General features: G+C 37.4%; 32 protein-coding genes and 1 pseudogene. 25 read left to right on the top strand and 8 right to left on the bottom strand.

The window, feature by feature from the left end; all coding sequences use genetic code 11:
* Positions 1 to 14: 14 nt before the first annotated feature.
* Complete coding sequence (locus tag MKY13_RS09665) at positions 15 to 431, bottom strand: hypothetical protein (protein WP_191698853.1); 417 nt, start codon at positions 429 to 431, stop codon at positions 15 to 17.
* A 127-nt stretch (positions 432 to 558) separates the two neighbouring features.
* Here MKY13_RS09665 and MKY13_RS09660 point away from each other — a divergent pair, with 127 nt between their 5' ends.
* The gene (locus MKY13_RS09660; protein ID WP_191698854.1) at positions 559 to 1,452 is read left to right on the top strand and encodes a 3-hydroxyacyl-CoA dehydrogenase; all 894 of its coding nucleotides are present in this window, start codon (positions 559 to 561) and stop codon (positions 1,450 to 1,452) included.
* A gap of 155 nt (positions 1,453 to 1,607) precedes the next feature.
* On the opposite strand, the gene MKY13_RS09655 is transcribed toward MKY13_RS09660, so the two are convergent.
* Positions 1,608 to 1,910 carry a hypothetical protein gene (locus MKY13_RS09655; RefSeq protein ID WP_191698855.1) on the bottom strand — a complete coding sequence of 101 codons (303 nt, stop codon included), beginning with the start codon at positions 1,908 to 1,910 and terminating at the stop codon, positions 1,608 to 1,610.
* A gap of 474 nt (positions 1,911 to 2,384) precedes the next feature.
* On the opposite strand from MKY13_RS09655, the gene MKY13_RS09650 reads away from it, so the two are divergent.
* On the top strand, positions 2,385 to 2,603 hold the full coding sequence (locus MKY13_RS09650; protein WP_339216801.1) for a hypothetical protein: 219 nt from the start codon (positions 2,385 to 2,387) through the stop codon (positions 2,601 to 2,603).
* A gap of 86 nt (positions 2,604 to 2,689) precedes the next feature.
* Positions 2,690 to 2,878: a hypothetical protein gene (locus MKY13_RS09645; RefSeq protein ID WP_225231111.1), complete on the top strand. Its 189-nt coding sequence runs from the start codon at positions 2,690 to 2,692 to the stop codon at positions 2,876 to 2,878.
* A gap of 272 nt (positions 2,879 to 3,150) precedes the next feature.
* On the opposite strand, the gene MKY13_RS09640 is transcribed toward MKY13_RS09645, so the two are convergent.
* Positions 3,151 to 4,335 carry an MFS transporter gene (locus MKY13_RS09640; RefSeq protein WP_339216798.1) on the bottom strand — a complete coding sequence of 395 codons (1,185 nt, stop codon included), beginning with the start codon at positions 4,333 to 4,335 and terminating at the stop codon, positions 3,151 to 3,153.
* A gap of 336 nt (positions 4,336 to 4,671) precedes the next feature.
* Here MKY13_RS09640 and MKY13_RS09635 point away from each other — a divergent pair, with 336 nt between their 5' ends.
* The 16 genes from MKY13_RS09635 (at position 4,672) to MKY13_RS09560 (ending at position 18,144) form a co-directional block, all read left to right on the top strand.
* A complete protein-coding gene (locus MKY13_RS09635; protein ID WP_191698857.1) occupies positions 4,672 to 5,133 on the top strand; it encodes an NUDIX domain-containing protein in 462 nt (153 codons plus the stop codon).
* Between the two features lie 226 nt (positions 5,134 to 5,359).
* Positions 5,360 to 6,499, top strand: coding sequence for an acyl-CoA dehydrogenase family protein (locus MKY13_RS09630; RefSeq protein WP_339216796.1), 1,140 nt, complete (start codon positions 5,360 to 5,362; stop codon positions 6,497 to 6,499).
* 4 nt (positions 6,500 to 6,503) lie between these two features.
* Positions 6,504 to 7,376: an ABC transporter ATP-binding protein gene (locus MKY13_RS09625; RefSeq protein WP_339216794.1), complete on the top strand. Its 873-nt coding sequence runs from the start codon at positions 6,504 to 6,506 to the stop codon at positions 7,374 to 7,376.
* 11 nt (positions 7,377 to 7,387) lie between these two features.
* Entirely contained in the window at positions 7,388 to 8,458 is a 1,071-nt protein-coding gene (locus MKY13_RS09620) for an ABC transporter substrate-binding protein (protein WP_191704491.1), read from the top strand.
* Between the two features lie 17 nt (positions 8,459 to 8,475).
* The gene (locus tag MKY13_RS09615) at positions 8,476 to 9,246 is read left to right on the top strand and encodes an ABC transporter permease subunit (RefSeq protein WP_191704492.1); all 771 of its coding nucleotides are present in this window, start codon (positions 8,476 to 8,478) and stop codon (positions 9,244 to 9,246) included.
* Entirely contained in the window at positions 9,243 to 9,599 is a 357-nt protein-coding gene (locus MKY13_RS09610; RefSeq protein WP_191698862.1) for a FixH family protein, read from the top strand. Before MKY13_RS09615 ends, MKY13_RS09610 begins: the two co-directional genes overlap by 4 nt.
* Complete coding sequence (locus MKY13_RS09605) at positions 9,596 to 10,087, top strand: redoxin domain-containing protein (protein ID WP_191698863.1); 492 nt, start codon at positions 9,596 to 9,598, stop codon at positions 10,085 to 10,087. Before MKY13_RS09610 ends, MKY13_RS09605 begins: the two co-directional genes overlap by 4 nt.
* 15 nt (positions 10,088 to 10,102) lie before the next feature.
* Positions 10,103 to 11,401: an O-acetylhomoserine aminocarboxypropyltransferase/cysteine synthase family protein gene (locus MKY13_RS09600; protein WP_191698864.1), complete on the top strand. Its 1,299-nt coding sequence runs from the start codon at positions 10,103 to 10,105 to the stop codon at positions 11,399 to 11,401.
* Between the two features lie 15 nt (positions 11,402 to 11,416).
* Positions 11,417 to 11,788 carry a chemotaxis protein CheY gene (locus MKY13_RS09595; RefSeq protein ID WP_339216790.1) on the top strand — a complete coding sequence of 124 codons (372 nt, stop codon included), beginning with the start codon at positions 11,417 to 11,419 and terminating at the stop codon, positions 11,786 to 11,788.
* A gap of 12 nt (positions 11,789 to 11,800) precedes the next feature.
* On the top strand, positions 11,801 to 12,928 hold the full coding sequence (locus MKY13_RS09590) for an LLM class flavin-dependent oxidoreductase (protein WP_339216788.1): 1,128 nt from the start codon (positions 11,801 to 11,803) through the stop codon (positions 12,926 to 12,928).
* Between the two features lie 4 nt (positions 12,929 to 12,932).
* Positions 12,933 to 14,261, top strand: coding sequence for an LLM class flavin-dependent oxidoreductase (locus MKY13_RS09585; protein WP_339216900.1), 1,329 nt, complete (start codon positions 12,933 to 12,935; stop codon positions 14,259 to 14,261).
* A gap of 12 nt (positions 14,262 to 14,273) precedes the next feature.
* Positions 14,274 to 14,807 carry an NADPH-dependent FMN reductase gene (ssuE, locus tag MKY13_RS09580; RefSeq protein ID WP_339216786.1) on the top strand — a complete coding sequence of 178 codons (534 nt, stop codon included), beginning with the start codon at positions 14,274 to 14,276 and terminating at the stop codon, positions 14,805 to 14,807.
* A gap of 580 nt (positions 14,808 to 15,387) precedes the next feature.
* Positions 15,388 to 15,897: a sigma-70 family RNA polymerase sigma factor gene (locus MKY13_RS09575; RefSeq protein WP_191698869.1), complete on the top strand. Its 510-nt coding sequence runs from the start codon at positions 15,388 to 15,390 to the stop codon at positions 15,895 to 15,897.
* Positions 15,887 to 16,507 (top strand): zf-HC2 domain-containing protein, encoded by a 621-nt coding sequence (locus MKY13_RS09570; protein WP_339216784.1) that lies wholly within the window; start codon positions 15,887 to 15,889, stop codon positions 16,505 to 16,507. The genes MKY13_RS09575 and MKY13_RS09570 overlap by 11 nt, the downstream gene beginning before the upstream one ends.
* Before the next feature lie 260 nt (positions 16,508 to 16,767).
* A complete protein-coding gene (locus MKY13_RS09565; RefSeq protein ID WP_339216782.1) occupies positions 16,768 to 17,574 on the top strand; it encodes a hypothetical protein in 807 nt (268 codons plus the stop codon).
* On the top strand, positions 17,575 to 18,144 hold the full coding sequence (locus MKY13_RS09560; protein ID WP_339216780.1) for a hypothetical protein: 570 nt from the start codon (positions 17,575 to 17,577) through the stop codon (positions 18,142 to 18,144).
* A gap of 321 nt (positions 18,145 to 18,465) precedes the next feature.
* Here the strand turns inward: MKY13_RS09560 and MKY13_RS09555 are convergent, their stop codons facing one another.
* Positions 18,466 to 19,002: a carbamoyl-phosphate synthase small subunit gene (locus tag MKY13_RS09555; protein WP_339216778.1), complete on the bottom strand. Its 537-nt coding sequence runs from the start codon at positions 19,000 to 19,002 to the stop codon at positions 18,466 to 18,468.
* A gap of 106 nt (positions 19,003 to 19,108) precedes the next feature.
* Between MKY13_RS09555 and MKY13_RS09550 the strand changes: the two are divergent.
* Positions 19,109 to 19,186, top strand: a pseudogene (locus MKY13_RS09550) (CPCC family cysteine-rich protein); the annotation flags it as partial.
* Positions 19,187 to 19,298: 112 nt separating this feature from the next.
* On the opposite strand, the gene MKY13_RS09545 reads toward MKY13_RS09550, so the two are convergent.
* Positions 19,299 to 20,648 (bottom strand): IS1182 family transposase, encoded by a 1,350-nt coding sequence (locus MKY13_RS09545; RefSeq protein WP_191701905.1) that lies wholly within the window; start codon positions 20,646 to 20,648, stop codon positions 19,299 to 19,301.
* Between the two features lie 253 nt (positions 20,649 to 20,901).
* Between MKY13_RS09545 and MKY13_RS09540 the strand changes: the two genes are divergently transcribed.
* From MKY13_RS09540 to MKY13_RS09525, 4 genes are all read left to right on the top strand, one after another.
* Positions 20,902 to 21,111: a CPCC family cysteine-rich protein gene (locus MKY13_RS09540; protein ID WP_339216898.1), complete on the top strand. Its 210-nt coding sequence runs from the start codon at positions 20,902 to 20,904 to the stop codon at positions 21,109 to 21,111.
* 113 nt (positions 21,112 to 21,224) lie between these two features.
* Positions 21,225 to 21,875 carry a class I SAM-dependent methyltransferase gene (locus MKY13_RS09535; RefSeq protein ID WP_339216776.1) on the top strand — a complete coding sequence of 217 codons (651 nt, stop codon included), beginning with the start codon at positions 21,225 to 21,227 and terminating at the stop codon, positions 21,873 to 21,875.
* Positions 21,876 to 21,951: 76 nt separating this feature from the next.
* Positions 21,952 to 22,143, top strand: coding sequence for a DUF4083 family protein (locus tag MKY13_RS09530; protein WP_339216774.1), 192 nt, complete (start codon positions 21,952 to 21,954; stop codon positions 22,141 to 22,143).
* A gap of 105 nt (positions 22,144 to 22,248) precedes the next feature.
* On the top strand, positions 22,249 to 22,752 hold the full coding sequence (locus MKY13_RS09525; RefSeq protein ID WP_339216772.1) for a GNAT family N-acetyltransferase: 504 nt from the start codon (positions 22,249 to 22,251) through the stop codon (positions 22,750 to 22,752).
* A gap of 107 nt (positions 22,753 to 22,859) precedes the next feature.
* Here the strand turns inward: MKY13_RS09525 and MKY13_RS09520 are convergent, their stop codons facing one another.
* From MKY13_RS09520 to MKY13_RS09510, 3 genes are read right to left on the bottom strand one after another with little or no spacing between them, the layout of a single operon-like run.
* Positions 22,860 to 23,915: an LLM class flavin-dependent oxidoreductase gene (locus tag MKY13_RS09520; RefSeq protein WP_339216896.1), complete on the bottom strand. Its 1,056-nt coding sequence runs from the start codon at positions 23,913 to 23,915 to the stop codon at positions 22,860 to 22,862.
* Positions 23,916 to 23,928: 13 nt separating this feature from the next.
* Entirely contained in the window at positions 23,929 to 24,867 is a 939-nt protein-coding gene (locus MKY13_RS09515) for a ring-cleaving dioxygenase (RefSeq protein ID WP_339216770.1), read from the bottom strand.
* 18 nt (positions 24,868 to 24,885) lie between these two features.
* Positions 24,886 to 25,320: a MarR family transcriptional regulator gene (locus MKY13_RS09510; RefSeq protein ID WP_339216768.1), complete on the bottom strand. Its 435-nt coding sequence runs from the start codon at positions 25,318 to 25,320 to the stop codon at positions 24,886 to 24,888.
* Between the two features lie 134 nt (positions 25,321 to 25,454).
* On the opposite strand from MKY13_RS09510, the gene MKY13_RS09505 reads away from it, so the two are divergent.
* Positions 25,455 to 25,841: a hypothetical protein gene (locus MKY13_RS09505; RefSeq protein WP_339216766.1), complete on the top strand. Its 387-nt coding sequence runs from the start codon at positions 25,455 to 25,457 to the stop codon at positions 25,839 to 25,841.
* Positions 25,842 to 25,843 lie beyond the last annotated feature (2 nt).

The following is a 25,843-nucleotide window of genomic DNA, read 5'->3' as shown; positions in this document are numbered from 1 at the left end:
TTGACAACCCCCCGTTATTTTAAACTTTCCACAAAGGCTAATAGGTCACGAGCATCTATAATAGTAAATGGTTCTAGCCTCCCATTATTTTCAATAAGAATGACTTCCTTTATTGAATCAATATATAGAAAAAATGAACGATCGGCCCCTGTGAGATACAGGTCAAAAACAATTTCTTTTTTAGTATTTGGCAAGTTAGGAATTAATTTTTTTCGATAATTTTCTTCGTCAAGTAGCTCAAGCAGCTGCTTTTTTTGTTCTTGGTTTAAATTAATAGTTTCTCTTTCAAAGAGTGCAGCATTTTCAAATTCTTCACCGACAATAACCGCAGGAAGCGATTCCATAATGGAAGTCGGCTGTTTAAAGTAAAATAAAAAAACTGTAAAGCCTACAACGAACATGACTCCTAAGCTTAATCCATATTTCTTCAAATAATCCCTCCATCAATTCTCCTTAAATTAACATTTCTTTATATGTATATAATACCGTTAACTCGCCTTAAAATAGATAAATTATTCTTGAATATTAGAAATGATTTTACTAAAAGGAGCGGTTTTTATGCATTTTAATAATGTAACGATTGCAGGTAGTGGTGTTTTAGGGAGTCAAATAGCATTTCAGTCCGCATTTTTCGGCTTTAATGTAAGTGTTTATGATATAAATTCTGGAGCTATTGAGGCAGCAAAAGGGCGTATGGCAACATTAAAAACAACATATGGTGAGTATTTTAATGATACTAACCGTGCTGAAAAAGCATTCAGCAGTCTGAAGTTTTTCACTGATTTAGCGGAGGCAACAAAAGATGCGGACATCGTAGTAGAAGCAGTACCAGAGCGCATCGAAATTAAACAGAGTTTTTATGAAAATCTTGGGAAAGTAGCGCCTGAGAAAACAGTATTTGCTTCAAATTCTTCTACTTTTTTGCCAAGCCAATTTGCAGCGTATACAGGTCGTCCTGAAAAATTCCTTGCATTGCACTTTGCCAACTCCATTTGGCAAAACAATACTGCCGAAATAATGGGACACCCGGGAACAGATACAAAGTACGTGGAGCAGGTGGCGGATTTCGCCCGTGCAATCGGCATGATTCCGTTTGTGCTGAAAAAAGAGCAGCCTGGCTACATTCTAAACACATTACTAGTTCCATTTTTATCTGCGGCAATGGAGCTTTGGGTAAAGGATAATGCCGATCCGCATACAATCGATAAAAACTGGATGATTTCAACGGGCTCACCTCGTGGACCATTTGCCATTTATGATATCGTTGGAATGGAAACACCATATAACCTGAATTTAATGCGTGCAGAGCATGACCCGGCTGCAAAATTTGTTGCCGACAAAATAAAACGTGAAATGATTGATCAAGGCAAAATGGGCATTTCAACAGGTGAAGGCTTCTACAAATACCCAAATCCAGCCTATATGGATCCGAGTTTTTTAAAATCGAATTAACATTATTTTTGCGGTGCACATCATGAAAAGGTTAACGGGTTCGGTTGATGGGGAGAAAATGCTGAAAATTAAAAAACGCACAGGGTTGTCTGTGCGTTTTTACTTGCCATATTCTATTATAGTGACTTCTTTAACAATCCCGTCCGTTAACTGTATTATAAACTAGTTGCAAAATTAGCACCGAACCATAGGAAAAAAACCACTATGCTCACGTTAATTACAGTCAAAACACTTGCTATTATAGGTATAATTTTCCCTTCCGATTTTGAGAATAAAGCAATGATGCCTATTACCACTGAAACGACTAAGCTCAATAATATTAACAAAAGCCAAGCCCCTGTGAATTTTCCACCTGTCGCAGTCAAAATCAGGTCCAATAAAAGCATAAATATAGCGCTTAAAACACTTGTGATTAAAAAGACATAGCTCTTCCAAGTGTATCGTTTATTCGATTCCAAATGAGCACCTCCTGGTGAAATTTGACTTTCGTTCTATCAAAAAACTCCCACATAATCTGACTCCGTTTGTTGAGCAAGCCGACTTCGTATATCTCTATTTTATCATAAAATAATTTGTTCCCTTCAATGTATTCAGTTAATTTCAAAGTGATTTCCCGACATCCAATTAACTTGCTTATTAGCATCAGAATTAGCACTGTAATTCGCAACAGCACCTAATATTATGCGGTGTTGTGAATTACCTTGCTAATTGCTATACAGATTCACCCAAATTTCAAGTCATAACGTTGATATAGCAACAAAAACAAAGACGCCAATTCATATGCGAGTTGCGTCCCCAATTTGTATGCTATTTAATGTTTTTCCCCCGTGTTCCGATTCCGAACCCGTTATGAAAAGGTGTGCGCTTTTTTATTTTGTAGTCACATTTAGTGCTACTTACAGTATACTGGAAAATGAGGTGATTTTATGGAAATGATGAATCAATTTAATTCGGCAATATGGATATCCTTTGTGACGCCGATTTTCTTAATAAGCTGTCTATATTTTACGCTTTCTTTTTTACAGCATATGAGAAGCGGCAACGAGCAGCTTTTAAATTATAACAAGTGGGGCGCTGTATTATCGCTCGCTTTTGCGCTGCTTGTCCCAGCAATCTATAATATTTATTTTTATTATCAAGTAATGCAGTAACAGGGATTACATAAGAGGAACAGGAAAGTCACGAAACGCTGGTGAAGCAGCATTTCGTGACTTTTTTAAGTGTTCTTTGTTAAATCTTGTTAGTTGGATGTAATAAAATTGGTGGTGCTGATGGATATACAGTATCAGTAGGTTTCCCGAAGGATACTAATATTGATGGTACGGAAATTCAACAACTAGTTGAAGATTCGATTAAAAATATTTCTGAAAGAGAAACAACGGGCGAAGAGAAAGTAAAAATGACAATTAAGATTGAAAAATATTAATTGTTTTTATTAGGACTAACCCTTGTTAAAAATAGAAGGAGAAATTCCGCTTATTAAGTAAATAAATTAAAAAAGCACCAAAATAAGGGGAGGAATTCCGTCTATTGATTAGAATAAACATCAAAGGTACTGGTATTAGTGTACATAAGCGGAATTTCTACCCGTATTTTCAGTGAAACGAACATATTTTTTTAAATAAGGGGAAATCCTCCGCTTATTTAACTCTCTGTAATAGTTTAAAAAGTTCTGTATTAATAATCATTCATAGGTGATTAAGCGATTTTTCTTAATTTCCATAAAAAATATAATGTAGGCATAATTAAAAGAGCAGAGGTGATAATTCCACCTTGCAGCGATGTATAAAGTGCAATTATGCCAACTAATGGTCCACCAGCTACTTGGCCAAACGCATCCAATTGACCGTACAACGAAAGCGTAGTTGCTCGACCTTGTGAATGTAGTTGTTTGTTCGTCATGACACTTATTAATGGATAGTTCACTGCTCTAAGTGATGCGATTACCCAGTATAAAATTGCCGCTACTAAAAACAGTTCAGTAATTGCGAAGTATACCATCGCAATTACAAGCAAGCTATTAAGTAACACTAAAATAATGGCAAAACGCTCTTTTACATATGTTTCTATAATTTTAAGTAAGCCAATATTTAGTAAAAAAGCAACTGCATAAAAAGCACCAAACCAATAAATTGCATGTTCTTCATTCATTTCAAAGCCTTCAATAAAATGAGGACCCCAAAGTCGGTCAAAACCCTCACTAGCAAAACCGGTAAATAACGTAATTGCCGCAAGACTAATTAATATTTTATTTCCTTTAATTAGTGAAAGACTGTCTTTTAGCGCTCCATTCATTTGTTGAATACTAGAAGAGTCCTCACTCACTATACTTATAAATTTTGTTTCGGGTATAACTTTTATCGAAATAATCGCAATTAAAATAAGGAAGCCACCCGCAAGTAATATGGCTATTTGCACTGTAAAAACAATAGCGATCAGCACACTCATAATGATGCCCAAGAAACTACCTAGCGAGCTGAATTTCGCTCCTTTTAATAAAGTAATATCAAGTTCTTTATTTTCTAATTCATCTGCAATCCAAGCCGTTTCTGCGCCACTAATAAACGTCCATCCAATGCCCCATAAAGCAGCACCCATCGCAATTGCCCAAAATGAAGGAATACTACCTTCTAAAAGATGAGCTGACCCGATAATGAAAGTCCCAATAATTAGTGATTTTTTACGTCCAAAAATATCAGCAACTAAACCAGTAGGTATTTCAAAAAAAAGAATGGCCAACTCCATAATTGTTCCAAGTAATACTAACTGCAATGGATTTAGACCTGCTTGCGATACATAGTAAATAGCATTTAGTGTAAAAACAATTTGAATACAAAACGAGCGAGAACTCGTCATTACATAGTAAGCAGTTTTAATGTTCAATTTAATGACCTCCGAATTTATCGAGTAATGTTAACTCTCAAATCGGAGAATAAGTGACAAAACTATTTTAAACCAACATACCCTCCGATTCTTTGATGATCGTAAAAGTAATGACTGTCATATTCCTCTCTCCTTTAAATGTGATTACAAAATTATACCATTAAATACCAATAATAGTGCCTATTTTATTGATTACCATATGGTAAAATATAGGAATATTTATAGGTAAGATTTAATTACCGCTTGATTAGAATATCGAACACAACTTCAACTCTTTCTCGGTAACTATAGAATGCATCTTCCAACTTAATAAGAAAGAGACTCAAGGAGGGAATTATGAATTACATACAAAAAATGCGGAAGCTAATAGGAAATGAAATGCTTATGACTGTAGGCTGCGGCATTATTATTGAAAAAGATAATCAGATTTTATTACAACATCGAAAAGATCATGATGTTTGGGGAATTCCGGGTGGCGTTATGGAACCAGGGGAAACTTTTTATGAAACTGCTATGCGTGAAACTTTAGAAGAAACAGGGTTAAAAGTCGAGCAATTAAAGTTGTTTGGTCTTTATTCAGGTGAAGAGGGATTCTCACAATATCAAAATGGCGATAAAGTTTTTAGTGTGCAGATCATTTTTTATTCAAATTGTTTTTCTGGTGAGTTACTTCAAAGCACGGAGGAAAGTCACGAGCATCGGTTCTTTTCACGAAATAATCTGCCTCATTTGAACTCACATCAAGAAAGGTTTATACATGATTGGGTTACTCGAGTAAATTTGCCGGTAATAAAATAATTCTGCAGATGAAGAGCGATTGGCATGCAAAGCACCATTAAAATTAAATAACTGTTAAAAATTACATTGTAAAGCGTTTTAATACACTGATTCGCTAAAAACATATTATTCCTGTATGAATTGTTTAAATTCGCTATTGACTTTGGGTAAATGCGTCTGTAAACTTACGAATTAAGATTACTGAATTGCAAGAAAATTCTATGACTTATTTAAAGGAGCAGGTACGATGACAGCAGTTGCACACTTTGAAGAGATAGCCCTTCAACTCGCCGCTCAGTTTGCGAAAACTGCAGTGAAACGGGATAAAGATGGGGGTAATGCAAAGCACGAGCGGGATTTAATACGAGAAAGCGGGCTTTTAAAACTTATAATTCCGACTGAATACGGTGGTTTAGGTGGTAATTGGCATGATGTATTTAATGTTATAAGAACTTTCGCCCGTGTAGATAGCTCGCTTGCACATGTGTTTGGTTACCATTTTATTAATCTAGTTACACCGCATTTATGTGGAACTACGCAGCAAAAGGATCACTATTACAGAGAGACAGCTAAGCATAATTACTTTTGGGGAAATGCTTTCAATCCAGTAGATATTAAGCTAAAAGCTGAAAGAACTCCGACTGGTTATGTATTAAACGGGATTAAAACATTTTGTTCAGGCAGTGTCGATTCGGATATTTTATTAGTATCGGCTTTACTGGATGGCCAAAATGAACCTTTGTTGGCCGTTATTCCGAGTAATCGGATAGGTGTAGAAATAAATGGAGACTGGGATAATATGGGGCAACGGCAAACTGATAGTGGGTCCATACAATTTCAGCAGGTGGAAGTGCTTCCTTCAGAAGTATTGCAACGCGGTTTTTATGCAAGCGAGTTTTCACAGCTCCGCTTAAATATTGCAACATTTGTGTTAAACCATGTATATCTTGGTATTGCAGAAGGTGCATTGAAATCAGCGCTTTCTTATACAAGAGAACAAACAAGACCGCGTTCAATGACACAGACTTCAGCAATTGAAGATCCCATCATTCAACATCACTACGGTCAGTTTTTTGTACAGATTGAAGCAGCGAATTTGGTTGTAAAAAAAGCGGATCAATTATTGCAGCAGCTATGGGATCATCCTGAAACGATAACAGCAAACGACCGAAGTGAGCTGGATAATGCCCTACAGACAGCAAAAATATTTACAACGCAGGTTGGGTTAGATATTACTTCGAAAATATTTGAAGTGATGGGAAGCCGGTCTACAGCGAGTCATTATGGATTTGATCGCTATTGGCGCAACCTTCGAACGATGACATTGCATGTTCCAGTTGATACATCGCTTCAAGCATTAGGTAAAAAATTTTTACTGGGAGAGTGATTTAATGGTTCAACTATTAGAACGCCAAGTGCAAGAACCTGAATTACCAAGTTTGGAACAGACTCATAAAAAAACAAAAATTAAAGTGCACAATATTGATTTTAGCTACGATGATAAGACAAAAATTCTCAATGATATCCAGCTTGAAGTAAAAGAAGGTGAATTCCTTGTATTTATGGGACCTTCTGGATGCGGGAAGAGCACATTACTTCGGATGATTGCTGGACTGGAGCCGTTTTCCGACGGTGACATTGTAATTGATGAAAAATCAGTGAGGCAAACGCACCCGGATTGTGGTGTAGTATTTCAGGATTACTCGTTATTCCCTTGGCTGACTGCACAATCCAATGTCATGCTTGCCTTAAAACAGCGCAATAAGAAAATGCCGAAAAAAGAGCTCGCGCATATTGCAGAACAATATTTAACACTCGTTAATTTAGGGCATGCCATTAAAAAGTATCCTGGTCAAATGTCAGGCGGCATGAAGCAGCGTGCAGCTATTGCAAGAGCTTTAAGTTTCGGATCAGATTTACTGTTAATGGATGAACCATTCGGGGCACTGGATCCGGTAACTCGTATAAAGCTACAGGATTTAATCGTTCAAATTAGTGCTGAGCAAAAGCGCACAGTAGTTTTTGTAACACATGATGTCGATGAAGCGATTTACTTAGCGGACAGAATTATCATTTTTGCCCCTGGAAAAAACGGTGCAGTTACAAAAAGCATCGAAGTACCGGTTCAGAAAAAAGGAACAAATCGTCAAAAACTCTTTGAGGACCCGCAATTCCGGGCATTCCGGGAATCATTATTAAACGAAATGAATGAGCAAATCGTTAACAGTTTAAAAACAGAAATAACTGATGGAGCAGGAATTTAGGAGGATGGATAATGCAAAAAAGTAAACTGAAATGGCTGGCATCTTTAGCAATAACGGCAGGGATACTTGGTGCCTGCGGGGATGAAAAGCAAATTTCACAAGGCAAGGCGTCGAATGATTATGAAATTACTGTTGGATTAAGTCAATCTGCGGGTGGAGTGTTAGTCGATATAGCCCACCAGGAAGGTTATTTTGAAGAGGAAAACATCGAGGTGAATCGGGTAGGCTTTGCGAATTCAGCAGATGGGCTAAATGCTTTGCAGGCTGGGAAAATTGATGTTGGCTTAACATTTGGTACTGCAGGTCCCTTAACATTTATCGCCAATGGCTCTGATTTTTCGATTATCGGAGGACATTTGGAAGGCGGTCATCCGATATTAACGAAAAAGGAAAATGCCGGACAGTATACATCTCTTGAAAGCTATAAAGGAAAAAAAGTCGGTACAATCCGTATTTTCACTTCGGATATCGTGTTCCGATCAGCGCTTGAAGATGCAGGCATTGACTGGAAAACAGACTTGGAAATTATTGAATTTAAAACAGGTAGTATGTTACTTGAAGCTGTTGCATCCGGGAAAGTGGATGTTGCCGTATCTGCCAACTCATTTTATGCACAGGGGGTTGAGATGGGGCTAGAAGCAGTTGCCTGGAGCAATGACTTACAGGAAGGTCATGTTTGTTGCCGTGTTGTAACTCGTTCAGAATTATTAGCTGAAGACGATGGCGAAGCGTATAAGCGATTTTTAAAAGCAATAATCCGTGCAGAGCGTAAAAAAATTGAAGATCCTGAAGCTGCCATTACCGCTGCGAAAGAATATATGAACGTTGATGAAGAGGTAATTAATAAAATTGTTAATGAATCACATTCCCATTATTCTTCAGATCCTAGTAAAGAAAAGGTTGTTCAAATGTGGGAACAAATGAAGGAAATTGGCTATGTAGAAAATGTTGACGACATTGATGTGAATGACTATGTCAATATCGATCTTTATGAAAAAGCATTAAGTGAATTAATCGAACAGTATCCGGACGATTCGTATTACAAAGAGCAATTAGTTCGTTTCAATGAACAGAACATTTAAGTAGGGAGTGAGAGTGAATGCTCACATTTTTTAAACGCTATAATCTTACTATTTTGATAGGAATTATATTCATTGCGGTTTGGGCAATCGTCACAAAATATGCAACGTGGATTAATCCGGTTATATTCCCTCAGCCAATAACGGTTATCCAGTCATTTAGTGTAAAAATCGGCGAACTTTTAAACGGTGTTGTGAGTTCGATGAAGCTGCTCATTCCAGGATTTTTCGGAGCATTAATCATAGGAGTTGTAGGGGGGCTGTTCTTCGGATTAAACAGAAGATCGCGAGAAGTGTTAATGCCATATTTCCATGCATTAAGCCCGATTCCTCCGACATTGTTTATTCCATATGTCATCGCAATTTTACCGACGTTTCAAACAGCATCGATGTCTCTTATTTTTATTGGCGCATTTTGGCCCGTGTTCTTAGGAACGATTCACGGAGTTCTTTTAATAGAAAAACATTATTTGGATAATGCAAAATCACTTGGTTTAAAAGGTCCAACATTCTTATTGAAAGTCGTTTTACCAGCGAGTGCACCTCATATTTTAAGTGGTGCTAGTACGTCATTGGCAATGAGCTTCCTCATATTAACGATTGCTGAAATGTTCGGTGCTTCATCGGGAATGGGGTTCTTCATTCAATACTACAGTGATTTTTCACAATACCACTATGTGTTAGCCGGCATTATATTTAACAGTATTATTATCGTCACGGTCATGATCGCCTTTGAAAAGATTAAAAAACGTCTGCTGTTTTGGACGAATTTAAAGGCGGATAGTAAGTGAAGAAATTACTTTATTTACTCGTATTACTGCTTGCCGGCTGTAGCGCACCGTCTGCTGAAACAATTGAAGTGACGATAAAGGCATCAGAACAAGAAGTGGAAGCCTTTGAGCCAGTGAAAATCACTTCACATGTAACACTCAATAACGAATCGATTAGCAGCGGGGTAGAAATTGAGTTTGAATTGATCAATCCGGATGGTACTTCGATTGGAACCGTAACGCCTACAAATGAAGGCGAGGGACTTTATTCAATTGAAACGAGCTTTGATGGTCAAGGTACCTATAAAATCATCTCGCATGTCAGCTACGGGGAATTACATGAAATGCCTGAAGTGGAGGTTACGCTGAAATGAAAAAAGCTACACAGCTAGCCCTTGTTATTGTACTAATTATCGGGCTCAGTTACGCCATTTTATCAAACGTAACGAGCGGTCATGCAGAAGCAAAAATCGATCATATTGAACTTCTGACGCCTACTGGTCAACAAGTCACCATTCCTTCAGAGGGAAGCTACATTCTCAATTTCTGGGCAACGTATTGTCCTCCATGTGAGCGGGAAATGCCGGCGTTTGAAGCAGCTTACGCAACACTGCAAGCACAAAATATCGAGTTGTTTGCGGTGAATGTGGAGGAACCAACGAAACTAGTTAACCGGTATTTAGCACAATTTAATCTATCGTTTCCTATTTTGTTGGATCGGAATGGAGAACTAAAAGAAGTCTATGAAATATTAACATTACCAACAACTTTATTTGTGAAAGACGGAAAAGTTGTACACACCGTCAAGGGTGAACTAAGTGAACAGGAATTGCTTACGTTAACTAAAAATTTTCTTTACTAAAGGAGAGCATCAACTATGACATTTTTTAATCAAGAAACCATTGCCTTACATACAGGGCAAACAGTAGATCCAGTAACAAGATCACGTGCCGTTCCTCTATATCAGACGACTTCTTATGTATTTGATGATACAGAGCATGCGGCAAGCCTTTTTAAACTACAAGGCAGCGGCTATTTATATTCCCGCAATGCGAATCCAACGAATGCCGTTTTTGAAGAGCGTCTCGCTGCACTTGAAGGGGGAGTTGGAGGGTTTGCTGTTTCGTCAGGTCAGGCGGCTATATTAATTGCCGTATTAACTTTGGCACAGGCTGGTGAGGAAATTGTTGCAACAAATGCGCTTTATGGTGGTACTTATACGTTATTTTCCAAAACATTGCCTCGCTTTGGTGTGACAGTACGCTTCGTCGAAGGATCTGATTTACAGCAAGTTGAAGCTGCAATCAACGAAAAGACACGTGCCGTATTTACGGAAACAATTGGGAATCCAAGCTTAGAAATCGCTGACATAGAGGGATTGGCACAAGTGGCACATCGCCATGACGTGCCACTGATTGTTGACAATACATTTGCTACACCTTATTTATCAAAGCCAATCGAATTTGGCGCAGATATCGTTGTTCATTCAACAACAAAATTTATTGGTGGACACGGAACTTCTCTAGGTGGAGCAATTATTGATTCAGGTAAATTTGAATGGAAAGAGACGCGCTTTCCAACGTTTGTACGACCAAATGAATTAATTGATAACCGTTCATTTGTTGAAGCAGCCGGTGAAAAAGCGTTTATCGCGAAAGCCCGTTTTGAATTAGGTCATGATTTAGGGGCAACATTGTCACCGTTTAATGCATGGCTATTTATTCAAGGTCTTGAATCTTTGGCTGTTCGCGTACGCCAGCATGTAGTGAATGCACAGGCAGTAGCCGAGTATTTAGCACAGCATGAATTAGTGGAGTGGGTAAATTATCCGACATTACAAGGAAATGACCCGCAAAACTTAGTAGCAAAATATTTACCAAAAGGTGCAGGTTCAATTTTCAGCTTCGGCATTAAAGGCGGGTTAGAGGCGGCAAAAACATTTATCAACAATGTACAGCTCCTTTCACATGTGGCAAATGTAGGTGATTCAAAATCACTTGTCATTCATCCGGCAAGTACATCACATTCCCGATTAACGGCTGAGCAGCAGCTTGCAAGTGGTGTTACACCTGGGTTAATCCGTTTATCCATCGGTTTAGAGGACATTGAAGATATTAAAGCAGACTTGGCACAAAGTCTTCAAAAGGCTGCCGAAGTCGCGCACATTACAAAATAATAGGGGGATTTGAATATGACAATTGCAGTAGTAGTGAATGATGAAGGTATTGTAACACCAATCGTGGAAGGAACGATTTTACGTATTATTCAAAAAGACCATTCTATAGAAGATTTTCGTAACCCGGCACTCGATTTAACAGAAGGTCGACGCGGTGCTGCATTACGTAAAGCCATTGAACAAGGGGCAACAATATTTATTGCACCGCCTGAAACGTTTTGTGAACTTTCTTATAAAAAAGCGCAGGAAGAACAGATTTCGTTTATTAATATCGCAGCAAACCAATCATTTGCGCAGGTTATAGAACAGGTAAATTCAGGTGAAATTCAAATTTCAAAGGAACTGCCGGCTGAAGAAGTAGTACCAAGCGCACCGGCTGTACAATAAGGAGGAAAACACATGACAAATGTAGAGTTCATTACAATGGCACCAACTTCAGGAGATAGTGAGTATATAGGGAATCAAGTTTCGAATAAAGGCCAACAAACATGGTCTGGCGTTGGCGTAGATTCAGATCGTGAACCTTCTGTAGAGTATATTACACAGATCGCTCAAGCTGCAGAAAAAGCCGGCTTCTCAACATTACTGTTACCAATTGGCGGAAACTGCGTCGATTCTTTAGTCGCAGCATCGCATTTAACTGCCCATACGAAAACATTAAATTTCCTATTTGCAGTACGTCCCGGTTCAACAGCTCCAACTCAATTAGCGAAGCAGTTCGCATCAGTTAACTACTGGACGAATAATCGAGTATTCGTAAACGTCGTAACAGGTGGGGCGCCAAAGGAACTGGAAAATGACGGAGACTTTTTATCACATACGGATCGCTACAAGCGTACGCGTGAATATATCGAAATTTTAAAACGTTTATTCAATGGAGAGACGTTTGATTATGATGGTGAGTTTTACACATTAAAAGGTGCGAACTTGCCGTTACCGGTAAAAGAAGCACCACCGATTTTCTTTGGGGGCTCCTCACCAATTGCAAAAGAAGTCGCTACAGATGTAGCGGATGTCTACATGCTGTGGGGTGAAACATTGGAAACGACGAAAGAAGAGCTGGAGTCGGTTGTCAAACTCGCAAAAGAGAAAAACCGCAATTTATCATACAGTGTGTCATTCCAGGTTGTTTTAGGTGAAACGGAAGAAGAAGCGTTTAAAAATGCCAATAAAATTATAAGTCAAATCGAGCCAGAAGTTTTAGCCGCAAAACATGAAAACACATTAAAAAACGGGGCAGTTGGCGTGAATCGTCTGCATCAGCTAATGCTGGAGGCAAAGGATAATAACTTTGTCATTGCACCAAATATTTGGGCCGGCTTAACACAAGTATTATCAGGCAATTCGATTTCCTTAGTTGGAACGCCAAAGCAAGTTGCAGAACGAATCGTGGAGTTTGTAGATTTAGGGTTTGATAAAGTATTACTTCGTGGATTCCCTCATTTAGAGGTCATTACCGACATTGGTGAAAAAGTCATACCGCTAGTTCACGAAATTTTGGCTGAACGCGAAAAGCAAGTAGTATAGGGGGATCATCATGACGAAAAAGCAAATAAAACTAGGTGTATTTCTAATGGGAACGGGTCATCATATCGCTTCTTGGCGTCACCCGGATGCCCAGGCAGATGCTAGTGAAAATGTAGAGTTTTTTAAAGAAGTAGCTATAAAAGCAGAGCAAGGAAAACTCGACATGCTGTTTTTGAGTGACGGCCTATCTTTTAATGAACTGTCACATCCGGCTGAACAAGTACGCTTTGAGCCACTGACATTATTAAGTGTTCTATCAACGGTAACAAAAAATATAGGCTTAACAGGTACGGCATCGACTACGTATAATGAGCCTTTCCATATCGCCCGGAAATTTTCTTCACTGGATCATTTAAGTAGAGGGCGAGCGGCATGGAATATTGTCACGAGCTATTATGAAGCAGAGGCAAGCAACTTCAATCAAGATAAGCATTTGGACCATTCATTACGATATGAGCGGGCAGATGAATTTGTTGAAGTGGTAAAAGGCTTATGGGATTCCTATGAGGATGATGCACTAGCACGTAATAAAGAAACAGGTGAATATATTAAAAAAGGGAAGCTGCACACTTTGAATCATAAAGGCGAATACTATTCGGTGCGCGGTCCATTAAATTCATCTCGACCACCGCAGGGAAGACCCGTACTAGTTCAGGCAGGTTCTTCAGAAGCAGGCACAACATTAGCCGCAAAACAGGCCGATGTTATTTTTACAGCCCAGCAAACATTAGCAGATGCACAAAGCTTTTATAAAAAACTAAAAGATAAGGCAGTCGCAGCAGGTCGTGACCGTGAAGATATAAAAATCATGCCGGGTGTTTCGGTTTATGTAGCTGAAACAGAGGAAAAGGCACGAGCAAAATACGAGGAGCTGCAGCAATTAATTACACCGGAAATTGGCCTGGACTTTTTGGAAGATTATCTAGGTATTGATCTATCAGGCTATGATTTGGATGGTCCACTTCCAAAAGATATTCCGCCAACTAACGGCAACCGCAGTCGTCAGCAACTTATTATCGAGCTTGCTGAGCGTGAGAACCTTTCAATCCGTGAACTGTATTTGAAAATTGCCGGTTCCCGTGGACACCGAATTATTTTCGGTTCGCCTAGTCAAATTGCTGATCAGTTAATAGAATGGGTGGATAACGATGCGGCGGATGGCTTTAATTTAATGCCGCCATACTTCCCAGGAGGATTTACGGATTTTATTGACCTGGTCATTCCGGAACTTCAAAAGCGCGGCGTCTTCCGTACAGAATATGAGGGCAATACATTACGAGAAAATTTAGGCTTACAGCAAGTGCCATCAAGATATGCATTACAACAAGTTTAGGAGGAGTGAAAGATGACAAAAGCAATCTTAATTAATGGCGGTAATAGTATTTCGTCACGATTAACGGGAATACAGCAATATATTGAATCAGTACTAGATAAAGACGGTATCTCATATGAGACGATTCAAGTACACGAACTGCCTGCAAAGGATTTAATAACAGCCAATTTTGCAAGTAAGGAAATCGCAAAGGAAATCGTCAAAGTAGGGGAGGCGGATATCGTATTTTTCTTAACCCCAATTTATAAAGGCTCATTTACAGGGATATTAAAAACTTTCATCGACTTATTACCGCAAAAGGGGCTCGAAAATAAGACGGTGATTCCGGTAGCTATAGGCGGATCAATTGCGCATTTATTGGCATTGGAGTACTCACTGAAACCTGTACTTTCAATACTAGGGGCTACAACGGTTTCAAGTCCGATTTATATTGTTGATTCTCAAGTGACAAAAACAGAAAACGGCTTTACATTGGATCAGGCAGCAGTAGAACGCATAGAAAAGGTGTGGGAAACCGTTGCGCCACAAGTGAAACAAACCGTATAAAAGATCATCCTCGCGAAGAGTAATTTACCTCGCGGGGATTTTTTAATGTAAATTTAAATTATGGTATAATTTTGCAGGTTATGGGGGTTTTAGTACAGGGGCAACCAGGAGAAGTAACCAAAATAGGCGGACCAATTCCGCTTATTAAAAAAAATAAAATAAAAACCACCAAAATAAACGGAGATATTCCGTCTATTGAGTAAAAAAACATAGAATTTAAAGATTTTCACGTATATAAGCGGAAATTCTCCCTTTATTTTCATGGAAACGAGCACAATTCTTCAAATAAGGGTAAATCCTCCGCTTATTTAACTCTCTTGAGACAGGAGTCGACTCTTCACTCAAATCAATTCATTAATAAGAGTATTTCCCTTTTACAAAGAAATTTCTACTTCTGTATCAGCCTCGTTAAATTTTAGCTGCTTATGTTCAGGATGTCCCGAAACGACGCTTTTGGGAAATTTCAATACATATTAGATTATAAAATTCATTAAATTAATTTAGCATTAATTGTAACGAATCTTTGTTTCATTCTATATATAAGTGAACTCAATTTAAGGATGTTGGAGGGAGGTATTCAGTGGAGGATTTAAGTGAAATCTATAAATCCTATGCAAATGAAGTAAAACTTTTTCTTCTTTGTTTAACATCAAGTGAGGATTTAGCAGAAGAATTAACACAGGAAACGTTTTATCAAGCGGTTAAATCGATTCATCGTTACAATGGCGAATGCAAAATTTCAGTTTGGTTATGTCAAATTGCTAAGCACAGCTATTTTGATTATTTAAAGAAGGCAAAGCATCGAAATCATACGAGTATTGATTACTTAATTAAAACAGGTGTAGATATACGTTCGAAAGAAGATTTGCCTGATATCGCAATGATTAAAGAAAGTACTCTACGTGAAATCCATCAAGAAATTCGGCAATTACAACAACCGTATTCTGAAATTTTTTTACTTCGAATAACTATGAATTTAAGTTTTAAAGAAATAGGTGACATCTATGAGAAAAGTGAAAACTGGGCAAGGGTTACATATTATCGCGCAAAATGCAAATTAGTAGAAAAGGTGGATTTGGATGAACTGTAATATTATAAAGGATTTGATGCCGTCCTATATAGATGGAATTTGTAGTGATGAAACAGGTGCTGCAATTGAAGAACATATTGAGCATTGCCAAGAATGTAAAAAAACTATGCAACTGATGCAGCAACCCACCATACAAATAGTCGAAACAAATGTAGAGGTTGCGAAAAAACCGTTTAACCTCATTAACAAAAAGCGTCGATTTCAAGTTATTACAGCTATTTTGATGACCTTTATGATTACTACAATAAGTGCTCTAGTAGTACAAGATGTAGGGGTTGTTAATCAATTCTTTTTCCCAAAGGTTACAGCAATTGCACATATAACGGATGACAGCGAAGAATGGCAAAGTATTAGATTCTCTGCCGATGGGATTAATACTCAAGATTATGTGATATATGATAGCGTTTTTTGGAAGAAGGAGATTATTAATGATGCTAATAGTGATAGTAATGTGTATCTAAGAGTAAAAGATGAAAAGGGCGATGTAATTATTGATGAATTTCCAATATCCTCTGGAAAAGGGGTTAAATTAGAAGGTTTAAAAAGGAAAGAAAAATATTTTTTTGAAATAAAAGCTTCACCAGGCCGCTTCTTTATTAATGCAGTATAGATGCATCTAGTATCAAGTTGATTTTATAATTCAAAATAACGTTCGTAAAGTGTGGAACATTATATATACTTGCTTTTTTGCAAGGTTCCGCATTTCAAAAGGAAGGATAGAAGAGGTGAGGGAAACCGTTGCACCACACGTGAAAGAAACTGTTTAAATAATAATCCTCGCGAAGAGTTGCTCACTTTGCGGGGATTTTTATATGGAAAACATCAATATATCCAAAATATGGTATAATCTATCGAAGGAGGGGTGAAATTATGAGCAAACGTTTTATCTTGATGCTTACTGTAACGTTCATTATTTTTACAACAAGCAGTGTGATTTTACTTCAAAAGGAAATCGAAGAGCCTATTATTCTTCCAATTAGTACACAGGCACTGTATATGGAAGAAGAGAGCTTCATTAATGTGAGCTATGTTACAAATCATAATGAGGATATAGAACTCACATCTATTCAAGTGGGCGAAATGGAGCTAGTACCGTATAAGAAACCATATCACTTCTCTGCAAAGACAAAAACTGAAGAAAGAGATTCCCTTATACAAAGCTATCTGTATTATGATCTGCATTCGGTCGAATTTAAAGTAAATGAAAATGAATACAGTACATTAACTGCTGCATCCAATAAAAATGCAACGGCATTTTTTTCTAATGGTGTCATTCAGCAGTTTCCTTTGAAAGTCGAGTTGATAACAAATAAGAAGGAAGACTTGTTTGTGAAGGTACAAACTACAGAAACAATAAATGGTGAATCAGAAACAATATTTACTATTACAGAGGCTGGAACTATAGAAGAAATAGAAACAGTATTTCAATTGGCGAATATCAAGTTATATAAAGAAGATAAGCACCTGACACTTCCATACAATACAGAAAAAGGCGAAACGCTATCGATTCGTATCTCTCAAAACTACCGTATTTGGGATTCAAGATATAAGAATACTATTGTTCATGGCACATTTGCGAATGGAGAACCATTTACCGAGGGAATTGAACAATTCATATATGAACTCCCTCCTGAAAAATGGATAAACGATTTTGTAGTAGAAGAGAGGGACAGATAAATGCAGCAATTTTTTTCACGGGTGCTTATTGGCTATATTTTTATTATTATTGATCTGAATTTTTGGATTGATATTATACCGGATATTATCGGCTATATTATCATTGCAAGAGCGATTCAAAAATATGCCAAGTCGAAGTACAATAAAACCGCAGTCCTGCTTTCGTATATTACAGGGGTCATATCTATAATAGAAATGCCTATCATATATAGTGCAGTAGAGAATTTCCCGCCAGTATTGTTTTTACTTTACGGGTTTACAACAAGTATCATTCAACTTCTTTTCTATTATTATATTTTTGGTGTTTTCTTTAGCTTTATAGAAAACACACCGCATGTCAACTTCACGAAAAAAGTTAAACATTTAGTAGTAGGAAGTTTATGGTTTATCATTACTTCGCTTTATATCTTTAAACATACACAAAATGTTATTTTAGGATTATTAATGACACTGGCAGGCATAGTAGCGGTCATTGGACTTATTACATTTATAGTATACTGTTATAAGATGATGAAGTACGGGGAATTAATGGAGTTACACGAAAAGCAGGACCAGATGGAGGCAACGTGAAGATGGTAGAGCAGATGCAACTAGTTTAGACGACAAAAATAGACGGAGAAATTCCGCTTATTAAGCAAATAAAGAAAAAAACCACTAAAATAGACGGAGAAATTCCGTCTATTTCATAAAAACCCATAAAATATCCAGGTGTTAATGTACCATAAGCGGAATTTCTACCCTTATTTTCAGAGAAACGAGCTCAATTTTTCAAATAAGGGTAAATCCTCCGCTTATTTAACTCTCGGTAGCTGTAGATGGTTGCTTTTCTGGTTAAATTCATTTATTTAGCTATGCTACCGCCCTCAAATATAGGATGGAATGTTTGCATATCTAGTCATATGGTTTATCATAATCTAGAATTTTAAGCTCTTTTAGAAATTCAATAAAATTTATTCTATATCTATATTTTTCTCTATAATATGATTTTTTACTGAGAAAATCTTTATGAACAATTTCAACAATATATGATTTCATCCGAGTTTCTTCCGCATTATCATAACTTTCGATAAGCTCTATTAGAAAGGAAACAATATAATTAAATAATACAGGGAAATCTTTTTCGATTTCTTCCTGGTATTCTACTAAAGCTTTAATATACTTATATAACTCACTTTGTTTAGTAAAACGGAAACTGCATCCTGTATTCCAATAGCCAAGCCAAATAGTAAATATTCCAATAGAATACCGTCTCAATTCTTTATCAGGATCCCCGAAATATAAATAATATAGGTAATGAGGAAACGCCATTCCACCATCAAAACCTAATATTCGGAAGCCACTGTTCAATACTTTATTAACTTCTTTAATAATCATACTTTTTTCTTCATTTGTAAGTTCTTTTTGAAGTTTTTTATCTTCTGACTTCATAATACCCCCTCAATTTTTTACTTTTTATTATATCAAAATATTGGTAAGTTATTTTATGAATGAATTCTTGCCTGTAAATAAAGAAAAAATATATTAAGGTGATTATATGAAATATACTTGTCCTTGTTGTGGCTATAAAACACTAGATGAAGAACCTCCTGGAACATATGAAATATGTCAGGTTGTCGACAAAAGGCATCGAGAGCTCGTCTCTCGATGCCTTTTGTCATTTCTTTTATCAAATTAGGCTCCGAAGTTCTGTAAAAGGGCTCCTCTTCGAGGGAAGATGCCCTCATCTAAGCTCCTTGCCAAGTCCATGTGGCAAGTTTCTTCAAGTTCATGGCAGCAAAAGTAAGCATCGCCTGCATGGACAATTTTTTAAGGCCTCTTAGCGTTGTCCATCGCATACCATGCTTCTCTTTCGCATCCGCAAAGACACGCTCAACCGTCTCTTTTCGTTTTGCATAAATGGATTTAATTTCATGATGATGACGAAGATGTTCGGCTTCTTCTAGATAATCTGCCCAAATATGTCGCTGAATCATTTTCGTATGATTTTTACTTTCCGTACATTGTGCTAGAAATGGGCAATCTGCACAAACCGCTGGATTCGATTTGTATTGGCGATAGCCTTCTTTCGTCGTCGTTGTATAGCGCAACATCTGGTCATTCGGGCAAATATAGCAATTATAGTGCTCATCATAGACATACTCATGTTTACGGAAGAAGCCATCTTTCGTTTTCGGTCTTGTATAAGGAAGAACAGGCAACATTTGATTTTCTAATAAAAAGTTCGTAATCGCAGGTGTTTTATAAGCCGCATCCGCAGCAACAGCCACAGGCTTTTTCACACGATGAATGACCTTTTCAACAAGCGGTTGCAGCATATGACTATCATGGATATTGCCCGGTGTCACAATCGTACCTAATACAAAGCCACGTTCATCTGTCGCTGCATGAAATGAATAGGCAAATTGTTTTGTCCGTTCGTCCTTCACATAGTAACCACTTTCAGGGTCCGTTGTGCTCTCTTTGATTTCTTTCCATTCTTCCTTTTCAAACTTCTCCGGTGGAAACGGCTTTTTCCCGTTCTTTTCACGGTCTATGTTTAACTCTTCTTGTAGCTTTTCTTCATAAGCACGTGTCTCTTTTCGAACCATCTTCTTATCAAATTTTCGTTTATTCGCACTTGCCTTAACATGCGTAGAATCAATAAAGATATGGTCAGCTGATAATAAACCCGCATCCACAATTTCTTTCAAGATGCGATAGAAAATCTGTTCAAATACATCTGTATCCTCAAAACGCCGTGTATAATTTTTGCCAAACGTTGAGAAGTGAGGCACTTCTGTATGAAAACCGAAGCCTAAAAACCAGCGATACGCTACATTCGTTTCAATTTCCTTAATCGTTTGACGCATCGAACGAATACCAAAAACGTATTGAATCATTGTCATTTTAAATAAGACAACAGGATCAATACTTGGTCTACCGAAAGGTGAATATAAGTTTTCAACTAATGGATATACAAACGAAAAGTCAATGGCTGCCTCTAATTTACGTACGAGATGATTTTCTGGGACAAGTTGTTCAATCGTCAACATTTCTAATTGATTACGTTCATTCATTTGGTTTTTAGTCATCATATCGGGACACCTCTTTGATTTAGATAAACTATATTAGAAAGAATAGATCAAGTTGATTGGAATGGAAGGGGCGACTTCTGCGGGAATAGCGGGACTGCCGATACACCGCAGGAGCGTAGCGACGAGGAGGATTGGCACCCGCCCGCGAAACGCGTCCCCTGGAATGGAAATCAACGGTTTTCATCATTTTAAATTTATTTTAAAACAAAAAAGACTGTAGGCAAACTCGAATTTCTTCGAGTTTGTCTACAGTCTGACATATGAAATATGTAGTATCTGTTTTTGGGAAGATGATGGAGTTCAATATGATGACCCAGATTATGAGGGAGGCGCAAATCTACCATCTTTAAGAAAGGCACAGAAAAATTATGTCTTATTTGGGGCTTGTGAAGAAAGTTGTATTGAGGCTGTCAGAAAACCAAATGAAAATGATGTAAGAGATCTTGATTGGAAACCATTATAAATTAATAGAAGGTTAATGCATTAAGTAAACTAGAAAGTAGGTAAATAAATGATTCCGTTAGTTTATGATCAAGTAAATGGTTGGGGAAAAGACGATGAATTTTTTTAACATTATTGAAGAAGATTAATGTAAAGACAATAGCTGATTTAGGCTGTGGGACAGGGAGATTAACAACTCACTTTGCAAAAGCAGGCTATCAAATTACAGCAATTGACCCAAATGAAGAAGCAATAGAATATGCGAAAAAAAAGCAACATTCCGGTGAAGTGACATGGATAGTTGGTGATAGTACAAATCTACAAACGAATACATATGAAACAATCATTATGACTGCGAATGTTGCACAAGTATTTCTTATAGAGGAAAGTTGGGAAAAGGTTGTTGCAGATGCTTTCCGAGCATTAAAACCTGGAGGCCATTTTATTTTCGATACACGGAATCCATTAGCAAAGGTATGGGAAGAGTGGGAAAAAGATACGACACCTGATTTAGCAACAGATTTGTTGAACGGTGAGCCACTTGAAATTTGGACACAATATGAAGGATTAGTTAATGATGTGTTTACATTTTATGAAACGGTAAAAAGAAAACACACTGGAGAAGTAATGATTCATGAAAAAATGCAATTGAAATTTAGAACACAGGAAGCAATATATGAATCACTAAAAAGAGCAGGGTTTTCGCAGATTCAAGTTTATGGAGATTGGGAATTTAATCAAGCTACTTCAAAAACAAAATCTTTTATTTTTCACAGTATAAAATAAAACTCTTAAAAGACTCTTTGGGAGCAGATTGATTTATATGGTATAATGCTAAAAAATGGATAATAGGAGGATGAATATGGAAATCTTATTTCCGGTAATCGTGTTGCTATTAATTATTTTGTTCTTTATTTCCTTTACTCTATTTATTAGACGAATAATAATTAATTCCGCGGTTAAAGCAAATAATTCGAATGATTTAGGTAAAAAAATGGATAAGCTAATTGAACAAAACGAACAGCTCCTTTTATTACTAAAAGAACAAAAGTAGATTTACAAGATATATTTGCTCAATACAACCTAGAGGGAATTTAAGTACTTATAAGCTTTTATATTTATTTTTAATATACAAATAGAATGGGGAAGAAAAATAGGCGTGATTTTAGATCAAGAATTACATATTCGACTTATGGACAAGGCTGATTTTAATTTAATGGTAAAGTGGCTAAATAATCAGCAGGTATTAGAGTTTTATGAAGAACCACCTTCAAATTTAGAACGAGTGATAAATAAATACGGACCAAGAATAGACGGCAAACACTATGTTACGCCCTGTATTGTAGAATGCAATAATGAATCAATTGGTTATATCCAATATTATGAGATTAAAGAAACAGAATTGAAAAAGTACGGTTATTCAGGACACCAAAATATTTATGGAATAGATCAATTTATTGGTGAACCTAAATTATGGGGGCAAGGAATAGGGACAAAAATGATAAAAATGATGTTAAATTTCCTTAGTAATAAAGGCGCTTCAAAGGTTCTATTAGAGGTAAAAAGTAATAACGTTAGAGCAATATCAAGCTATAAAAAATGCGGTTTTAAGAGAATTAAAGATCTTAACAACGATCTCGTTTTAATGGAATGGATAGCTTGAATTGATTGAAAATAAAAGAAGAACCTATTTTAACCAAAACGGATTCTCCTTATATTTATTAAATACTTAAGAGCTTTTCATCAATTCCACCACGGCTGTCACTACTGTTATTTTGCTGTATATTTTTTTATAGCCGGAATAATTTCATTGCCGATCAGCTCGATGTTTTTCATCACTTTATCAAATGGAACGCCGCCGAAATCAATTTGAGCCATGAAGCGTTGCATGCCGAACAGTTCATATTGATACAGCATTTTTTCAATAATTTGGTTCGGGCTACCGACCATTAAGGCATCCTCTACGCGAGGGGCCTGTTCTACTTGCCAGCGCGGATATCCTTGTCCACGAATTGCCTGGAAACCGCCGCTTAAAAATGGATGCATCCCGTCAACTGCCTCTTGTTCCGTTTCTGCGACATAAAATAAACTTGTCGTTGCGATCGGTAATGTACTCGCATCAAAACCACTGCGATCCGCCGCTTCCCGGTAAGCATCAACAGAAGCCTTGAAGTTAATCGATGGACCGCCTAATGTTGTGAGCATCATCGGAATCCCCATATAACCAGCTTTTATGGCACTTGCCGGAGGACCTCCAACTGCACGCCAAATTGGAATGGACCCGTTTAATGGCTGCGGTAAAATATGGGCATTATTTAAAGCAGGACGAAATTTACCACTGTAATTGACAACCGTATTGTCATTTAACTGTTTTAATAAAGCTAACTTTTCTTCAAATATTTCCTCGTAATCACGTAAGCTCACACCGAATAATTCATGTGCGCCAACACGCGATCCACGACCCGCAACAATTTCTGCCCGCCCGTTTGAAATTAAATCAATCGTAGCAAAGTCTTCATATACACGAACCGGATCAGCTACACTCAATACGGTTGCAGAACTGGAAAGTTTGATGGTCTTCGTTGCATTGGCTATCGCACCTAACACAACGGAATGTGCCTGTGTTGTAAAATATTGCTGATGGCTTTCTCCGACAGCAAACACATCAATACCAGCTTGCTCGGCTAATTGGCTTGCCTCGATAATCTCGTTTAGACGCTGTTGTGCAGAAATACGAGAGCCTGTTAATGGATTTGGCATATGGTCTCCTAATGTATAAAGTCCAAATTCCATCCCTTTTGTTTCATCAATTCGATATTGTTCCATCATTCATTTCTCCTTAAAAAATCGGTTTTAGTTTTGCGGTAATTTCTTCGCGTTTCTCTTCCAAAAAGTCCGGCAAATCCAGCTGTTCCCCGAGTGATTCGATATCGCCGTCGCGTAAAAAGCCTGGACCATCAGTTGCTATTTCAAATAAAATTCCGTTCGATTCACGGAAATATAAGCTTTTAAAATAATATCGATCTACAATGCCTGAGGAGATGAATCCACGTTTTTTTACTTGTTCATCCCAATAAGTGAGTTCTTCGTCATTTTTCACACGAATCGCCAAATGGTGGATGCTTCCTCGACCTGGCTTTTCGGAAGGACCGTCCTGTTCGTTGATGAAAATCTCACCAAATATTTCACCTTTAACGGATTGGAGAAGGGCAGTGGTTTCTGTCTGTTCCTTTACTTCATAACCGAATATTTCTGTTAATGTATGGATCAGTTTCCCCATATTTTTTACGGTCATTTCTACAGGACCCATACCTTGTATTTGATGTTCAATCGGTACTAACGACTTTTCATACGTTTCCCAATGAGGCACTTTTGTATTGGGTGCAGCAATCAGTGCCATTCGTAAACCTTCTTCATCCTCAAATAACACAGCAGGACGGCTCGTAAATGTAGAGAGCCCCTCATGCTTTACACCAAACTCATTAAAACGCTTCACCCAATAGTTCAAGCTTTCTTCAGAAGGGACGATTAAACCGATTTTCGTAATCGCATTCGTACCGCGGTGAGTGCGTCCGACAAGTGGAATTTCAAAAAATGATAACTCGGTACCTGGGCTGCCTGTTTTATCTCCGTAGAATAAATGATACATGGAAGTTTCATCTTGATTAACTGTTACTTTTACACGGCGCAAGCCTAAAACATCTCGGTAAAATGTATTATTTTGCTGTGCATGTTTCGTGATCATAGAAATGTGGTGATGTCCTGGAATTGTATACATATGTGTTGCCTCCTATTTTTACTTACTTCGTTGTTCACTATTTTTTTGAACACGGGAAATCAGTTTATACAATGTTCTCTGTTCTTCTTTTGTTAATGTTTCATCAAAGAATGATGATTGAAAGGCGAGCTGGGCTTCGAAAGCATTGTTTAACTTTTCGTTACCTTTTGGCGTTAATGAGATAAATTTCGTTTTCCAGTCCTGATGTCTTACAATAAGCTGGTCCTGTTCAAGACGTGTAAGCATTCGGGAAATACCACCTTGTGTCACCGTTACTTTCTCTGCAAGCTCGGATTGTGTAATCGGCTCGAATATGGAAATTTGCAAGAGCACATCGAATTGCGCAGTCGTTAAGTCAAACTGTTTTAAAAACTCATTTGAAAGATTGTTACTTTCATGAGTAAAACGCATCATACGAAGCCATATAAGAGAACCTAAAGTATTTTTCTTCATCGTACACGTCCTTTCTTAATTATCACTTTACTACTCAAATGATAATAATGCAATAAAAATATCTCGAATTCGAAATAAAATAAATTGTAACTTTTTTACTTTTCTTGCGACCAATATAGAAAGGGGGATGACGAATGCGAAAATGGTTGATTGTATGCGTTTTTGTTTTATTAGGTGGCTGTCATTCACCACAGCAATCTGGTTTTATTAAAGCGTTGGAGGAAGTGCAAGTACCTGTTAGAGTGATGGAGAAAAAAGAAAAATCGATTTTCACGCAGGATTTAAATGGGGAAAAGCCGAAAACGTATTTACTGAATGATAAATTACTCTCGGTATATACATTTGACCGAAGCAAAGATCGTTCAAAAGCGAGGCAGCAATTTAACGAAAAAACCGCCTCACAAAATGTCGTCTCTTATGAACTGTATGAGCAAAATACAATGCTCATTTTTTATGTCCATGAACAAAGTTTAAATGTTACCGTTCCATATGATGAGCAGATCCGCAAAGCTTTAACGTAAAC

Source organism: Solibacillus sp. FSL W8-0372, assembly GCF_037969735.1.
GTDB lineage: Bacteria > Bacillota > Bacilli > Bacillales_A > Planococcaceae > Solibacillus > Solibacillus faecavium.
Note: the sequence above shows the minus strand (reverse complement) of the source record. Positions and strands in the feature narration are given on the sequence as shown.

What these genes read in the sequence shown, in the direction of transcription:
- MKY13_RS09660 (WP_191698854.1), top strand. Translation starts at nt 559, where the DNA reads ATGCATTTTAATAATGTAACGATTGCAGGTAGTGGTGTTTTAGGGAGT.
- MKY13_RS09650 (WP_339216801.1), top strand. Translation starts at nt 2,385, where the DNA reads ATGATGAATCAATTTAATTCGGCAATATGGATATCCTTTGTGACGCCG.
- MKY13_RS09635 (WP_191698857.1), top strand. Translation starts at nt 4,672, where the DNA reads ATGAATTACATACAAAAAATGCGGAAGCTAATAGGAAATGAAATGCTT.
- MKY13_RS09630 (WP_339216796.1), top strand. Translation starts at nt 5,360, where the DNA reads ATGACAGCAGTTGCACACTTTGAAGAGATAGCCCTTCAACTCGCCGCT.
- MKY13_RS09625 (WP_339216794.1), top strand. Translation starts at nt 6,504, where the DNA reads ATGGTTCAACTATTAGAACGCCAAGTGCAAGAACCTGAATTACCAAGT.
- MKY13_RS09620 (WP_191704491.1), top strand. Translation starts at nt 7,388, where the DNA reads ATGCAAAAAAGTAAACTGAAATGGCTGGCATCTTTAGCAATAACGGCA.
- MKY13_RS09615 (WP_191704492.1), top strand. Translation starts at nt 8,476, where the DNA reads ATGCTCACATTTTTTAAACGCTATAATCTTACTATTTTGATAGGAATT.
- MKY13_RS09605 (WP_191698863.1), top strand. Translation starts at nt 9,596, where the DNA reads ATGAAAAAAGCTACACAGCTAGCCCTTGTTATTGTACTAATTATCGGG.
- MKY13_RS09600 (WP_191698864.1), top strand. Translation starts at nt 10,103, where the DNA reads ATGACATTTTTTAATCAAGAAACCATTGCCTTACATACAGGGCAAACA.
- MKY13_RS09595 (WP_339216790.1), top strand. Translation starts at nt 11,417, where the DNA reads ATGACAATTGCAGTAGTAGTGAATGATGAAGGTATTGTAACACCAATC.
- MKY13_RS09590 (WP_339216788.1), top strand. Translation starts at nt 11,801, where the DNA reads ATGACAAATGTAGAGTTCATTACAATGGCACCAACTTCAGGAGATAGT.
- ssuE (WP_339216786.1), top strand. Translation starts at nt 14,274, where the DNA reads ATGACAAAAGCAATCTTAATTAATGGCGGTAATAGTATTTCGTCACGA.
- MKY13_RS09570 (WP_339216784.1), top strand. Translation starts at nt 15,887, where the DNA reads ATGAACTGTAATATTATAAAGGATTTGATGCCGTCCTATATAGATGGA.
- MKY13_RS09565 (WP_339216782.1), top strand. Translation starts at nt 16,768, where the DNA reads ATGAGCAAACGTTTTATCTTGATGCTTACTGTAACGTTCATTATTTTT.
- MKY13_RS09560 (WP_339216780.1), top strand. Translation starts at nt 17,575, where the DNA reads ATGCAGCAATTTTTTTCACGGGTGCTTATTGGCTATATTTTTATTATT.
- MKY13_RS09555 (WP_339216778.1), bottom strand. Translation starts at nt 19,002, where the DNA reads ATGAAGTCAGAAGATAAAAAACTTCAAAAAGAACTTACAAATGAAGAA.
- MKY13_RS09545 (WP_191701905.1), bottom strand. Translation starts at nt 20,648, where the DNA reads ATGATGACTAAAAACCAAATGAATGAACGTAATCAATTAGAAATGTTG.
- MKY13_RS09530 (WP_339216774.1), top strand. Translation starts at nt 21,952, where the DNA reads ATGGAAATCTTATTTCCGGTAATCGTGTTGCTATTAATTATTTTGTTC.
- MKY13_RS09520 (WP_339216896.1), bottom strand. Translation starts at nt 23,915, where the DNA reads ATGGAACAATATCGAATTGATGAAACAAAAGGGATGGAATTTGGACTT.
- MKY13_RS09515 (WP_339216770.1), bottom strand. Translation starts at nt 24,867, where the DNA reads ATGTATACAATTCCAGGACATCACCACATTTCTATGATCACGAAACAT.
- MKY13_RS09510 (WP_339216768.1), bottom strand. Translation starts at nt 25,320, where the DNA reads ATGAAGAAAAATACTTTAGGTTCTCTTATATGGCTTCGTATGATGCGT.
- MKY13_RS09505 (WP_339216766.1), top strand. Translation starts at nt 25,455, where the DNA reads ATGCGAAAATGGTTGATTGTATGCGTTTTTGTTTTATTAGGTGGCTGT.